This window comes from Sinomicrobium pectinilyticum, assembly GCF_003725735.1.
GTDB lineage: Bacteria > Bacteroidota > Bacteroidia > Flavobacteriales > Flavobacteriaceae > Sinomicrobium > Sinomicrobium pectinilyticum.
Map to the genome: position 1 here is coordinate 1 of NZ_RJTM01000070.1, position 14,415 is coordinate 14,415.

General features: G+C 40.5%; 14 protein-coding genes. 9 read left to right on the top strand and 5 right to left on the bottom strand.

Going from position 1 to position 14,415, the window contains the following annotated elements; translation table 11 throughout:
* Positions 1-470 precede the first annotated feature (470 nt).
* Positions 471-1,181 carry a LytR/AlgR family response regulator transcription factor gene (locus tag ED312_RS09840; RefSeq protein WP_123215842.1) on the bottom strand — a complete coding sequence of 237 codons (711 nt, stop codon included), beginning with the start codon at positions 1,179-1,181 and terminating at the stop codon, positions 471-473.
* Between the two features lie 420 nt (positions 1,182-1,601).
* Between ED312_RS09840 and ED312_RS09845 the strand changes: the two genes are divergently transcribed.
* Positions 1,602-2,165 (top strand): FecR family protein, encoded by a 564-nt coding sequence (locus tag ED312_RS09845; RefSeq protein ID WP_123215843.1) that lies wholly within the window; start codon positions 1,602-1,604, stop codon positions 2,163-2,165.
* Between the two features lie 508 nt (positions 2,166-2,673).
* On the opposite strand, the gene ED312_RS23580 is transcribed toward ED312_RS09845, so the two are convergent.
* On the bottom strand, positions 2,674-2,997 hold the full coding sequence (locus ED312_RS23580; RefSeq protein WP_148044267.1) for a hypothetical protein: 324 nt from the start codon (positions 2,995-2,997) through the stop codon (positions 2,674-2,676).
* A 59-nt stretch (positions 2,998-3,056) separates the two neighbouring features.
* Here ED312_RS23580 and ED312_RS23585 point away from each other — a divergent pair, with 59 nt between their 5' ends.
* From ED312_RS23585 to ED312_RS09860, 3 genes are all read left to right on the top strand, one after another.
* A complete protein-coding gene (locus tag ED312_RS23585; RefSeq protein ID WP_148044268.1) occupies positions 3,057-3,236 on the top strand; it encodes a hypothetical protein in 180 nt (59 codons plus the stop codon).
* Positions 3,237-3,541: 305 nt separating this feature from the next.
* Entirely contained in the window at positions 3,542-6,571 is a 3,030-nt protein-coding gene (locus ED312_RS09855; protein WP_240643078.1) for a non-ribosomal peptide synthetase, read from the top strand.
* Between the two features lie 547 nt (positions 6,572-7,118).
* Positions 7,119-8,123: a terpene synthase family protein gene (locus ED312_RS09860; protein WP_123215846.1), complete on the top strand. Its 1,005-nt coding sequence runs from the start codon at positions 7,119-7,121 to the stop codon at positions 8,121-8,123.
* A 246-nt stretch (positions 8,124-8,369) separates the two neighbouring features.
* Here ED312_RS09860 and ED312_RS09865 read toward each other — a convergent pair whose 3' ends face one another.
* Positions 8,370-9,107: an alpha/beta hydrolase gene (locus tag ED312_RS09865; protein ID WP_123215847.1), complete on the bottom strand. Its 738-nt coding sequence runs from the start codon at positions 9,105-9,107 to the stop codon at positions 8,370-8,372.
* A 553-nt stretch (positions 9,108-9,660) separates the two neighbouring features.
* On the opposite strand from ED312_RS09865, the gene ED312_RS09870 reads away from it, so the two are divergent.
* Positions 9,661-10,599 carry an alpha/beta fold hydrolase gene (locus tag ED312_RS09870; protein WP_170164490.1) on the top strand — a complete coding sequence of 313 codons (939 nt, stop codon included), beginning with the start codon at positions 9,661-9,663 and terminating at the stop codon, positions 10,597-10,599.
* 434 nt (positions 10,600-11,033) lie between these two features.
* Positions 11,034-11,870 (top strand): universal stress protein, encoded by an 837-nt coding sequence (locus tag ED312_RS09875; protein ID WP_123215849.1) that lies wholly within the window; start codon positions 11,034-11,036, stop codon positions 11,868-11,870.
* 13 nt (positions 11,871-11,883) lie between these two features.
* Here ED312_RS09875 and ED312_RS09880 read toward each other — a convergent pair whose 3' ends face one another.
* Positions 11,884-12,360 carry a 6-phosphofructokinase gene (locus ED312_RS09880; RefSeq protein ID WP_123215850.1) on the bottom strand — a complete coding sequence of 159 codons (477 nt, stop codon included), beginning with the start codon at positions 12,358-12,360 and terminating at the stop codon, positions 11,884-11,886.
* Positions 12,361-12,487: 127 nt separating this feature from the next.
* Here ED312_RS09880 and ED312_RS09885 point away from each other — a divergent pair, with 127 nt between their 5' ends.
* Positions 12,488-12,727: a hypothetical protein gene (locus tag ED312_RS09885; RefSeq protein WP_123215851.1), complete on the top strand. Its 240-nt coding sequence runs from the start codon at positions 12,488-12,490 to the stop codon at positions 12,725-12,727.
* A gap of 2 nt (positions 12,728-12,729) precedes the next feature.
* Here ED312_RS09885 and ED312_RS09890 read toward each other — a convergent pair whose 3' ends face one another.
* Entirely contained in the window at positions 12,730-12,978 is a 249-nt protein-coding gene (locus ED312_RS09890; RefSeq protein WP_148044269.1) for a hypothetical protein, read from the bottom strand.
* A gap of 514 nt (positions 12,979-13,492) precedes the next feature.
* On the opposite strand from ED312_RS09890, the gene ED312_RS24115 reads away from it, so the two are divergent.
* Together ED312_RS24115 and ED312_RS24120 are read left to right on the top strand one after the other, a co-directional pair.
* Positions 13,493-13,885, top strand: a complete 393-nt coding sequence (locus ED312_RS24115; protein WP_206363243.1) for a transposase — start codon at positions 13,493-13,495, stop codon at positions 13,883-13,885.
* On the top strand, positions 13,804-14,196 hold the full coding sequence (locus ED312_RS24120) for a transposase (protein ID WP_206363244.1): 393 nt from the start codon (positions 13,804-13,806) through the stop codon (positions 14,194-14,196). The genes ED312_RS24115 and ED312_RS24120 overlap by 82 nt, the downstream gene beginning before the upstream one ends.
* The last annotated feature ends 219 nt before the right edge of the window (positions 14,197-14,415 follow it).

Below are 14,415 nucleotides of genomic sequence, written 5' to 3' on the forward strand. Positions count from 1 at the left end.
TAACCATTCCCTTTAACCGCTTAACCGGTTACTTTGACGGCTAAACCATTTAGGTTGGCTGCTTAACCAGATACGTTGGCCGCATAAATAGGCCCATCGTACAATGCGTTTACTTCGATATCCCGATAACATCGGGGTGCCGGGTAAGTAAAATAGACACTTGTTATAAACGAACTCCAGCGGGAAAAACACTGGTATACTAAAAAGTACAGGAATCTTCTTAACTATTTTAAGATAGAAACTCACGTGAACCTAGTAATGCGAATTAAGGGTTGAAAATTAAATTTTTATAACTTTCAGGCGGGTATATCTTATTACGATTTAGTTACTGGTTATTGAGTTAGGTTATTTAGGGGATACTTAATAACTCAGTAACCTAATAACCCGACTGAAAAATCATAATTGACGGATCTTTAGCCAAAACAAAAATCCGGCTCTTAATTCGCATTAGTAACCCAATAATCCATCCCTCAATAGGAAAATTCGTGGAGAATGCTGTGAATTCTGTCGATGTTTTCCTGGAAGGTCCTGGTGAACGGGATGGGCTTCGGGCATTGCCTTAATGAACACATGGCCTTCCCGTAGTGGATCCTGGATACATGGGCGGTGTTTACAATATAGCTTTTGTGTATCCTCAGGAAAGTTTTGGGCAGCTTATCTTCAAAAGTTTTCAGGGTTTTGAATGCCCCTATGACCCGGCCGCCTCGCAGGTAAAAATCGGTAGTGTTGTTGTCGGCTTTTAAAAAGAGAATATCGTCGGTGTTGAGATATTGGTAGTCCTTATAGGATTTTATACAGATGAGACTGGCACAGACGGGTTTTTTCTTCTGGTACCTCAGGACACTTTTCCGGATTTCCAGTGCGGATACCGGGTGGAGTACATAATCCAGGAAATTATACTTGAAAGCGGTATAGGCCTGGTCCCCCGATTGGGAAATAGCGATGAAACTCGGGGGGTGATGGTCGTAAAGATAGAGTTCCGATACAAATTGGAAAGGATTTTCCAGGAGGTGGTCTATCCGGACAAAGACCAGGTCGGGCCGGTGTTTTAACAAGGTATCCATCGCGGTTTCCCGGCATTGGGTATGCCCGAGGAAATGAAACGGGTCAAAATCCCGTAAAACACGTTCTATGGTTTGAATGGTATTCCTGTCTTTTTCTATGATAAAATAACTTCTCAAAACACGTTGTTAAAAGGGTAAAATAGAGATCGCCGGGAGGAAGAGAGTAGGCATTCCAGGTAAAAAAAGTATGGATTATGACTACTGTCGTTCCTATGTAGTTATAGTAGTTTTAGGCATTGCTTATTGTACATACGGAATCATAACGGGAGTTGATGCCGTTCTGAACTTGAAATACTGTGCAGAACTTATCTGAGAGGGATTTTTTGTTATCCCGGAGGGATTATTTTGCCTTATAAGTGGCATATGGGTAATATGTTTCGGTTTATTTTTTAGTTTCAGTGTCCTGCTCCTGAATGAGCCCAAACCCTGAAAGGGGCATATGACCCGGAATATAGCAACAGTAAGAAGTGTGGCAAATATTTTATTGGAAACCTATGTTTCCGGGTCTTTTATAGCTATTTGTTAAAAAACATTCGTATGAATAAAGTATATTCCCATCAGTATGGAATAGGGGTTATCCTCCTCATTCTTTTCGGAGGATGGGTTGTATACTACTATGATATGCTGGTACCGTCAACCCCGGTAACTATTTCAAGGGAAACTGTTGCCGGGCAGCAGGCCGTTCATACCTTGCCCGATGGTACGATCGTAAGACTGCGGACAGCGAGTACAATTACCTTTCCCGAAAGTTTTAAAAACATGACACGGGAGGTGGAACTGGAGGGAGAAGCGCTTTTTGAAGTGGCGGAAGACAGGGAAAAACCATTTTCAGTAAAGGCGGGGGAACTGACAGTAAAAGTACTGGGGACTTCGTTTAATATCAGGGCTTACGAAACAGAAAATGAAACTGCTATTTCGGTTGTTTCCGGTAAGGTGTTGGTTTCCAACATAAATACGGAGTGGGAGAAAGGAAAGGCCGGGCAATATGTATGGCAGGTGGTCCTGGTGCAGGGAGAACAAATAGTCTGTAGAACCGGAGAGCGGAACTTTATTAAAGGAAAAAGTAATGAAGATTCGAATTCGAATCCATCAATACAATAATAAAGGCATCGGGTAATGAAATAAAAAAAATAAATTATTTTACTCCGGTTATGGAAATCCGTAAAAAAGACTCGGAACATTTATTTAACTTTATCAGGAAACTGGTTCAAGCTCTATTGTTTTGAGCGAGTGACCTTTACTGCTCTAAGTAGACTTTTAGTTTAGCCGGGAGTTGTTGTCCTAATTTTACTCACTAAGTGAAATTTAAATGCTCCGACGCTTGCGTCGAAAAGTAATCTATGGTTTTCCGCTTTATGCCTCGCGTCCCGATAATTATCGGGATTGCCCCGAGGTGGTTGACCTATAGCAAATCAACCTCAATGAATCTTATCTATGAATATCAGGGAAATTCTTCAGACCGAATTCTGTCATCCTTTTCCTTATTTTAAAATCCTTATGCGGACACCCTTCAGCATCTTACGGAGAATGAATGGATTGACGGATAATATCTCTATCTCTACCTGGAGGATGAAGCCATACGCAAAAAAAACAAAAGGACCCTAACCGCTCATATTGCCTCACACTGGTTCTCCAAGGCGAGTCGCGAGCGCCTTTTGCCGGTATGTCTGCTGATGCTCTGGACCTTATATAACAACGATATGTACGAAGAGATTACTCCCAAAGGGCTTCCTTTCATACGCAATCGTTCCCTGGCTGTGCTCAAAGGAGAGAGGACGGGAGAAACTCCGGTATATCCCCGGGGCCTTTGCTGGCTTCCCAGGGAAAAGGACTTCTGCTGTATCTCCCCCCGGCTTCCTATAACAAGTTCGTTACCATGATGGACCGTTATTTTTACGGGTTGGAAAAAGAACTGATGTGTAAAGTCAGCCACCGGTATCCGGGCATTAAAGAATGTAACTGCACTTCCGTATCACCCGGATGCTGCCGACCATGAATTATGAAAAAATCATTACCTGTAATCGCTGTATGTTACCATATGTAGAGATAGATGACCAGTTGGAAAACGCCTCTTTTAAAAAGATCGAACGGATGAGAGGCCATATCATGGGGTATTCCGTAGTGACATACCTGCCTTGGAATACAGTGACGGTCTGGAAAGACAAACGGTAAATATGTGGGACGAATACTCAGGGCTTTGTTGTACATGAAATTCAAATAAGCAGTCAAACCTAATAAAGAATAAGATTGTATTATTAAAAGAACCAATTCAAAGGTGAGTGTAACTTATTGATTATGGAGGTATACCCAAGATAATGCTTAGAACCAGTTACAGTGTGGTCAAAAATAAAACGCCATACTGCCAGGAGTCTATGTGCCTGGACCCCAGAGGAAAACTCTAATCAATTCCACTGAAAAGTGACTTAAAAACTTGTAAATTATTAAAGTGTATGGAATTCCAAATCACCCATGAAAATGTGAATTATGATTTTCACATTCAGCAAAATCTGTTTAAAAATGTAGTTTCGATTTTTGAGGCAGTCAGTCAATCTTTCCCAAAGAAATTAGCTATAATTTCTAAAGACAAAAGCCTTTCGTATGAAGAATTGGATCGCCAGTCGGATAAATTGGCTTCCCATCTTCTTTCTTTACGGTTAACAGGGACATCTATAGCGGTATGCATGTCCTCGTCTGTAGAGCAGATTATATCCTACCTGGCTGTGCTTAAAATAGGAGCAGCTTATATTCCTCTTGACGGACAATTACCGGAAAGCAGGATTAAACTGATAATGGGAGACTCAGGAGCAGAATTCATCATTACCGAAAATGCATATATCAGTAAATTTTCAGGAATGAATACTCCATTGGTCAACATGAGCAACTGGACTGGTGAGCCTGTGGAGCAGGGTTTGGAGGTCATAAGTCCCGATGATATAAACCCAATGCAGACTGCGTACATCATTTATACCTCGGGCAGCACAGGAATACCGAAAGGTGTTGAGATTCATCACGAAGCATTCTACACTTTTGTAAAATACTTTACGGAGCTCTGGGGGTTTTCGGCCAAAGACAGAACCCTTCAATTCAGTTCAACAGGATTTGATGTTTCCATTATTGATCTCTGGATTCCTTTATTTACAGGAGCTACTATAATTCTGTACCCCGATAATAAAATTATAGGGAAGCCCTTGTTGGACTTCATCGTTGATAATAAAATTGATGTAGTTCCTTATCTTCCGCCAGCTGTATTAAGTACACTTCCGACAGATGTTCCTATTGGCTGTCTCCATACATTATTTATCGCAGGAGAGGTGCCTTCGGAGCAAACCATAAAGAATTGGTATAATCGTGTACGCCTCATCAATGTATACGGGCCTACCGAAACTACAGTCTGTGTCGTAAGCCATCATTTCCAAGGTGACACGAATCCGCATATTATCGGTAAACCGCTGAATAGTGTCCAGCTATACATATTAAATAAAGAACTTGAACATGTAAATGAAGGTATCACAGGAGAAATCTATATTGGCGGTAAGCAATTGGCAAAGGGTTATATAAATAAACCGCTGGAAACCGCCGAAGTTTTTATCGAAGCCCCGGAGTGGATGAAACAGATCCGTGGAACAGACTACCGCTTGTATAAATCAGGGGACCGGGCATTTTATAGGAAAGACGGCAATATTGAATTTGTAGGACGGCTGGATGACCAGGTTAAACTAAGAGGATTCAGAATCGAATTAAAGGAGATCGAACACCATATAGGACAACTGGCACAGGTTGCAAATGTGGCGGTTAAAGTCCACCGCCCAGAGCAGGGACTACCGGTACTTGTAGCATTTCTGGAACTTTATGATGCGGATAAGGAACGTATTACCCTGGAAGACATACGAGCTAGGCTAAAACAAAGCCTTCCAACCTATATGCTTCCGGAAAAAATCATTCTGTATGATAAACTTCCCCTGACCTTAACCGGGAAAATCGATAAAGGCAAATTGTATATTCCCATACAGCATACAATCAAGAAAGCCAAAGAGAAAGTTGATATATCAGACCTCATGCAGGAAATGACCGAAATTTGGAGGGAACTGTTGAATCTGGATGAGATAGACGAAAATGACAATTTTTTTGAGCTAGGTGGCCACTCTTTAATGCTGGCCCAACTGCATGACCGGCTGCCGCTAAATATTCAGAAAAAAATATCCCTTCCCGAACTCTACCGTTTTCCGACAATCAGTCTTTTTGTAAAAGAAGCCGAAAGCCGTTTGGTTAAAAATGAAGTTACTCAGCAGCAGAAAGCCCGGCTTGTAGAAGAACAGCTATTAAAAGATTCGGAACTGCCGTTTGATTTTGAAATTACTGTACAGCCAGACCCACAGGTCTTGACAAATCCTTCCAAAATATTTCTTACGGGGGGCACTGGTTTTGTAGGTTCGCATCTGTTGGAAGAGCTTATCGCCAGAAATCCCAATGCTATCATATACTGTCTTGTCCGTGCCGAAAATGAAATTCTTGCTTTGGAACGTATAAAAAATACGTTCCTTAAGTTCAAATTGACGTGGAACGTAAATTATGAAAGCAGGATAAAAATCTTATTAGGTGACCTGACAAAACCAAGGCTTGGCATCGATGAGAAAGCATATGAAAAGCTGGAAAGGGAGATACAGGTTATTTATCATATGGGCAGTGATGTAAGCTATGTTCAGCCATATGAATTCATCAAAAAACCCAATGTCGATGGTATGGCTCATATACTGCACCTGGCAGTCAGTGGTAAAACTAAATTTCTTATCATTTCTTCCTCAATGGGTGTATACAGCTGGGGAAGAACCTTTACCGGGAAAACATGGATGACCGAAGATGAGCCTATCGAGCAGAATCTGCCTGCGGTCTGCCGTGATATGGGATATATAAAAAGCAAATGGGTGATGGAAAAGATGGCTTCCAAAGCCCGTGAAAAAGGGCTGCCCCTGATTAATTTCCGTTTAGGCTTTGTGGTATGCCATGGAGAAACCGGTGCAACGCCTTTAACTCAATGGTGGAGTTCTTTAATGCGTTCTTGCATTGAACTGAAAGCATTCCCTTTAGTTATGGGGTTGAAAGATGAAGTAGTTACCGTTGATTATGTCTGCAAAGCAATTGCCCATATTAGTCAAAAACCGGATGCTGTAGGATTAAATTTCAATCTAAACCCTTTACCTGAACACGATCTGTCTCTAACCGATTTTTGCGTACATATCACCGACTACTGCGGATTAGAAATGAAAGGCCTGGATTTTCAAAATTGGTTTGAGCAATGGAGAAGAAATCAGGAACTGCCGATTTATTCTTTACTCTATTTATTCACTGATGATGTTCATGAAGGCAAATCTCTTGTAGAAGCCTATGAGAATACCTACTATTTTAAAAGTGATAATACGGAGCGTTTTTTGAAAGACACGGATATCCGGCCTGCAATTTTTAACAAAAAAGTAATGGAAGCTTATCTTCGGTTTATGAAGATGATTTAATAACGCGAATTAAGGATTGAAAATCAACTACCTCGGGGGCAATCCCGATAATCCCAATATATCGGGATTGCCCCCGAGGTATCCAAACGAGTCAAGCCTTAGCCCATTTCGATGCAGAGCATCGGGGAATTAAACCCGTTTAATGGGGTTAAACTTTTATAGCCTTCAGCATATATATTTTGTTACTATTTAGTTATTGGTTACCGGGTTATTTCGGCAATACTTATAAGTTTAGTTACTTAACCAAATAACTCAGCAACCTAATAACCGGATTGAAAAATCACTATTGATTGATCTATAGTCAAAACTAAAATCCGACCCTTAATTCGCATTAGTAACCTCTGAATAAATAAACTATGGTACGCAAACTAAACATGCCACGTCTCAAGTATCCCTGGCCTCATATTCCCCGGGCCACCCGGCAATATATTACCGGTTAAGCTGCTTCCGAACCACTGATCCCTACTGCTCCTTGTTTGGCATTTTATTTTTGCCCGGAGTTGTCCCCGGTTTTATATAACACACCAACCTCAAAAAGATTTTATTTATGAATGTCAGGAAAATTCTTCAGACTGAATTTCGTTATCCTTTTCCTTATTTTAAAAACCCTTATGCAGACACCCTTCAGCATATTACGGAGAATGAATGGATAGACGGAAAATACCTTGATCTCTACCGGGAGAACGAAGGTATACGTAAAAAATACAAAAAGACCCAAACAGCCCATATTGCCTCACACTGGTTCCCTACGGCGAGTCGCGAGCGCCTTTTGCCGGTATGCCTGCTGATGCTCTGGACCTTGTATAATGACGATATGTACGAAGAGATTACCCCCGAAAAGCTTCCTTTCATACGCGATCGTTCCCTGGCAGTGCTTAAAGGAGAGATGACAGGAGAAAACTCCAATATTCCCCTGGGGCCTTTGCTGGCTTCCCTGAGAAGAGAACTTCTCCTGTATCTCTCCCCGGCTTCCTATAACAGGTTCATTACCATGATAGACCGTTATTTTTACGGGTTGGAAAAAGAACTGATGTGTAAAGCCAACCAGCGGTATCCCGGGATTGCCGAATGCCTGGCCATGCGGGAAGCATCTCTCTGCCTTTGTCCGTTTTTACAACTTACGGAAATTGACACCGGGGTGACTTTGCCGGATGAAATTCACTGTCATCCCGTGATCAAGCGGTTACAGTCCCTGGCCAGCAGGATGATGCTTTTGTATAACGACGTACAGTCTTTACAGAAAGATCAGCTTACCGGGGGGATCTATTACAATATGGTAAGAGTCATTGAGCATCAGAAAGGGATTTCTCTCGAAGCGGCCTGTGCCGAAGACATCCGCATGCATAACGAAGACCTGAAGGAATTTTTAATGCTGCAGCGAAACCTTCCCGATTTCGGAGAGTGGCATAGCGCTGTGGTAAACTGGGTGCATTATATGAGCATTACATTGAGCGGATGGAAAAAAGTATCCTTTGATCTTGCTCGTTATAATACGGCATCTGGATTCCCTTCCGTAGAAACGTTAAAAACCAACCGGAACACTATAGTCTAATTATTAGTAATATTTAAAATCGACACGATGAAAACTATATAAATTTCCTGATCTGCCTATCCATGCCCATGGTGTGTAGTCTCGTTAGCGAAATGTTTTATGACGAAGAAAGCATGTGGTAGGATACCGGTTACACTTTTTTATCACCGGAATCGGTAAAGGTTCGTATTCCGAAAGGAGTGGTGTGAGAAGCGCACCCCCGTTCCTGATCAGGAGCGGAGTCGTCTATTGGATTGTGCGGCGTATTTATTCCTTACTTGCTGTTTTATGGAAAAAATCAATCAATTCATCAAACGTTAAACGCTGTTGTTCAGCTAAATCAATCTCGGCATTATTGTCCGTTAATAGTTTTCCCAAATATCCGAATTGAGAGTGGTTTCCGCCTTTTATTTCTATTAGGTCGGTATGTTCTGGAAGTTTATTTTTATTTTCCATTACTTCAAAAACACTTGCTAATCCATCCAATTCTCCATAAAGTTTGATTGTTGGGATGCTCCTGCCCGATAAATCAATATCTCTCGGATGGGAAGTTCCCAATAGAAAAAGTCCCTTCATTAACCCGGGGTTTTCATAGACGAATTGGGCTGCCATTTTCGCTCCTTGTGAATGACCGCCAATAATATATTTTCCATTTTTCAGGTCGAATAGGGTCTCAATTTTTTTATAGTCCCATTGAGGCATTCTCCAATCCATTTTGATGAGATGACAGGTAAATCCGTTTTCAGCCATTTTTCGGCAAAGAGGGGCGTATGCCTTTGGATCTGTCAATCCTCCTTGAAAGAAAATAATTTCGTTTTGGTAAATTGGATTGGCGGATAGAAATATTATTTCATCATTCAATTCTTCAACAGTAACTTTATTATTGTCATCGAAGGTATTTTTTGGTAAATTTCTTGATTGATAGGTAGTCCATTGCCAAATAAAAAATATAGTAACAAGGCTAAACCAAACCAGTCTAAAACCATTCCGTTTTTTGATTTTCATAAATTCATTTCAGAAGAGCCATTCCTATTCCAAGTAGTAATAAAGATGCAACAAGCAAAATTTGCAATGTTTTTGTTTTTCCTTTTTTTGAAAGCCAGATTCCTAACATAATTTCTGTTTTAGTGATTAATATTTCGTTTTCTTATATGAGCGCAACACATAAATACCCACAATTGCTCTGTTTTTGTTATCAAAGGAGTGAATGCAGTATAGATACTACATTTACAGGTTGTTATATGGTTTTCGGGTTCTTCTTCGAAATTAATGAAATTTCCTTAAATAATTTATGCGGAATCTCGTAAAATCATAAAAAAGAGAATTATGGCTATTTTTTACCATTTTTAGGAAAACTCCGGCAAAGAGTTAGGCCTATAGGGCTGCGAAAGCATGTGCATTCGGCCCTATATATCCTTCCGGAGAGAGGCCGCTGTTTTCAAAAAATTGTGGCATGAACAATAAGATTGCAGGCTGTGACCCGGAGAGTATTTTTGCAATATGGTAACCTAAGGGACGTTGGGAGCGTCTAACGTATATATCAATAAAATTAATGTTTATGGACTTGATAATAATAAGAATATCAATATGTATTACCTGCCTTTTTTATGGATTCCTATTATGTGGCCAGGAACTTTATAAAAATGAATACGTCACAGTTTCAGGCAAGAAGATGGCTTATACCGGTTTTGGCCTAGAAAATCGAAAAGAAGGGGATCCGGTAATTGTCCTTGAGAGTGGTTTGGGGATGGGAGGAGGAAATTATGCCCCCTTATTTGATTATCTTTCTACTAAAACTGCTTGGATAGCTTATGACAGAAATGGCATTGCAGGTTCGGAAGAAGATACTTTAATCCGAACTGACACGGATGTTGTAGATCGTTTACGGGAATTATTAAAGGTGTTAAATGTAGCACCGCCATACATCCTGGTAGGCCATTCTTTGGGTGGTCCTTTTATTCGTCTTTATGTTTCACGGTATCCTGAAGAAGTTGCAGGTTTAATATTCATTGACCCCACAGATTTCATGCTCACAGCGGCAGAAGATAAACTGGTGAAAGCTAATTCTTCAAGTGCTATGGGATATAGAAAACTATGGACGATTTTATTGGAAAGAATGGCAAATGAGGCTTCCTTACCCGATGGAGTACGTAATGAAATGAGAAGAGAAAAAGAGGCAAGTATGCCTGAATTTTTCAAAGAATACACGTCCTTGCCACCACTACCGGATATTCCTGTAGTAGTATTGATAGCATATAATAGAAGAATTGAGCCCTTTGAGATAGAGACAAGCAAAGAACTGGACATCAACATAAGGCCATGGTTTGCCGGATTGGATCAATTCCGTGTGATTCATTATTCGGAAATGATTAAGGAAAATAACCATAGTAAAGTTATACTACTTCCGGGATATAGCCATGGAATCCATAACCAGGATCCCGAATTAGTGGCAACTTGTATACTGGAAGTATATCAACACTCTTTAGAGCAGCAGTAAATTTGCTCACTAAGGAGAGTACACTCGGATGGTTATAACAAAAGATAATTGCCGTACTGATGGTTTTAAGAGCAACAGGCATTAGGTACTGATATCTATAAATGTACCGGTAATTCCTCCTTTAGATAATTTGTGTACACCTTTAACTTGGTATGAGTTATTGAGCAGTAACATTAAGGAGGTCTCACTAAGGAACAGTGGGATAGTTGGTATATCACGGTCCGGCGACATTGTATTTTCAAATAAGGGAATCGTCTATTCCCGATTATTTTTCTAGAGCTAAATTACAGCCGAGAATATCCCTGAAACATGATATCTATCAGATAAAAAAAATGTTTATTCGGGTTGACAGGGGAAGAAATTGATCTCAATTGATAAATATCATTTTCGAGAAAAGTTATGTAGTGTATTTTGTATTCTAAAAATGTAAACCGATGAAAACTATAATTCTTCCCACCGATTTTTCCACCAATGCAAAAAATGCTGCCAATTATGCCATGACACTTTTCAAGGAAGAGGAATGTAAGTTTATTGTACTCAATGCTTTCGGTACGGATAGTGCTACCAATTCCATACTATTACAGGCCGCGCATCCGGCTTATGAGGCTGCCCTTACCAGTTCTCAAAACAGCTTAAAGGAATTTGTAGAAGACCTGTCCTCTTCAGATACCGGGCAATATCATTCCTTTGAAATGGTATCGAAATACAATTATTTGGCGAGAGCAGTTAACGAGCTTATTAGGGCACACGATATTTATATGGTTGTTATGGGAATCCAGGGAGCTACCGGGGCTAAAGAAAGATGGTTTGGCAGTAATACGGTGACGGTTATGGAAAGCGGGTTTAAATGCCCGGTACTGGTAATCCCGGAATCTGCCGAGATTAAAGTGCCACAGGAGATCGTATTTACCACATCCCTGAAACGCCCGTACAGGATACGGGATATCGCCCCGTTAACAGAACTGGCGGAAAAGCACAAAAGCATTATACGTATCCTTCATACCGGGGATAAAGAACCGGATGAAGAACAACAGCATAACAAAACGGTTCTTGAGGAACGGTTAAACGGAGTGGAAACTTTCTATCATACCCTTACAAGTATGAACACGGAAATGGCTGTACAGTGTTTTGTGGAAAGCCGCGGAAATATAGATATGATAGCCATGGTAAACCGGAAACACAGCTTGTTCAACAGTATTATAAGAAGGCCGGTGGTCAGGAGCCTGGGCTATCACACAAAGATCCCCCTGCTCGTGATGAACCGGTTGTGAAACCCGCGGGGAGTTACCCGGTGAGAATCTCAAGAAATTTCAATGCATTTTTGTCTATGGCCTGCATGGCGGTATTAAGCGCCGTATTGTAACCTATGCAGTAATCGGCTCCGGAAATGTCGTTATCTATGGTTTTCGAAATACCGATTATGGGGATATCCCCGTATTCCCCGCTAAAAACCTGTCCCCTTTTAATGAGCCGTCCCCGCCGATGAGGATCAGGAAACCCGTATTCCGGTGTTTTAACCGGCGGTAGGCCGTTTTGAAAAGGGGATTCCGCGAGGATTTCAGAATCGACCCCAAGGTGTATAATATGTTTTATCCCGGTAGTATCCAGGGAAACAAAATCTCCCTTAATCATTCCGTCGAATCCGCCTTTTATCCCGATCGTTGTTATATCATTAAATGCGCCGGCCTTTACAATAGCTCTTATACAGGCATTTAAGCCGGGGACATCCCCGCCGGAAGTTATGACCGCTATTCTTTTCATCTTTGTGTTTTTTGCGGACTATGGTATAAATATCGCGAAAAAAATAATGCCTTTCTATATGACAAATATCATTGTCAGCGCTGAATACCGGGTGTATTTTTAAATCCGAACCATAACATTTTTTATTATGAACAAGCTACCTCACCATGTATTCACCTATATCCGGAAACACTTCAGGGAAGGGTATTTCAGCAATATTGAGTCTATACGGGACAAAGACGGTCACTTGCTGTTCCGGGCAAAGATACACGAGAATGAGACCATTCACCATCTTGAATTCAATGCCCAAGGAAGTCTGCTAAAACACGAAACCGAACCCATGTTTGAAGAAGATTACTATGAAGGAAGATTTTACGGGGAGGAATAATCCTATTTTTCATTTCTATGGTCTGACGCTTTCATCATTTCGCCGGGTCCTTTGTCCACGGTTTTTTCGATAAACAGAAATTCATAAGGCTCAGTCGCACCGGGATTGAAATAGATATCGGTTAATCGTTGTTTCTCTATTCCTGTCTTGCCCTGGATCTCCTCAAAAGTGTTGTCCCCTTCAAAGTTTTCCCGCGTAAACAGGCTGAAATTGGTTCGCTTTTCTAACTTGTAGTCTGTTCGCAATTCCAAACTACGATGGGTGTAGACTGCATTCCGTACATGCCGTTTTCTTATAAGAAAGCAATTATTTCCCAAAAACACATGCGGCTTTCCGTAAAAACTTAAAAAACCAAAAATACGTATCTTGCCAGTTTAAAGTATATAATAATAAATTGACAACCAAGACACTCAGGACACCGAGTATATTTGAAAATAATGCTGGGTGGTTTCGCTTTGTGAATAAAGCTTTAAAGTTTCCGTACGATGAATATCAAAAAATTATTGTTGATTTTCATGCTCATAGCTTTTTGGACACAGACAAGTTGGTTCTTCTTGCCTGTCTTATAGAAAGTATCAAGTTGATAAATAGTGAAATCGAGATTTCATTTACAGGAGGAGATAACAGGCTAAATGGACATTTAGAGACTGTCTAAATTTTAGAAATCGGAAAATATTAGAAACTGGAAAAGCATAATAAAGACAATGAAAATAATTATAAAACATTGATTATCAGTTGTTTATATGAATAAAAACACGTAACTTAATGGTGTTCAATCAATTAAGTTATTACGTGAAAAAATATTCAAGCAACCTTAGCGATAGTCAATGGACTACAATTTTAAACATTTTAGAAGACAAACGAAAAAGAAAACATTCCTTAAGAGAAATTTTTGATGCGATATTTTACCTGTTAAAAACGGGTTGCCAGTGGCGAGTGTTGCCCAAGGAGTTCCCGAATTGGAAATTAGTCTATTATTATTTTACCCAATGGAAGGCCAACGGAATCTTTGAATTGCTTAATGAGGTGATCCGAGGCAAAATCCGGAAGAAAAAAATAAGAACGATCACCCCACGGTGGGAATCATTGATAGTCAAAGTGCTAAGACTACCCGAAGTAGAGCCCAGGAAAGGGGTTTCGATGGGGGAAAGAAAATAAAAGGAAGAAAACGGCATATTGTGGTAGATACTTTAGGCTTATTGTTAGTGGTAGTGGTCCATTCGGCAACCCAGCGCGATAGCAAAGCAGCTTTCAGGGTTTTAGAAAAACTTAATGAACAGTTTTACACTTTGGTCAAAGTATTTGCCGACGGAGGCTATCGCGGAGAACTTATGGATAGGGTTAAACAAAAATTCAGATTTGTCCTTGAAATCGTGATGAGAACTAACAAACAGGAGAAATTCGAAGTCTTACCTAAGCGATGGATTGTGGAAAGAACCTTTCCTGGTTTGAAAGTTACAGAAGATTGAGCAAAGATTTCGAATATCACACAGATACAGCAGAAGCAATGGTGCAAATTGCAATGATCAGGCTGATGCTTAACAGAATTAAATAAAAATTTAGACAGTCTCTAAGAAAAGATGGGCTGGGTCTGTAAATTAAACTCTATCTGGTTGTTCTCCCCTGCGGGGGTACCCCCCGCAGGGGAGGTCGCCAAATCCAAGGGGATTCTGTTTCCAAATTTAATG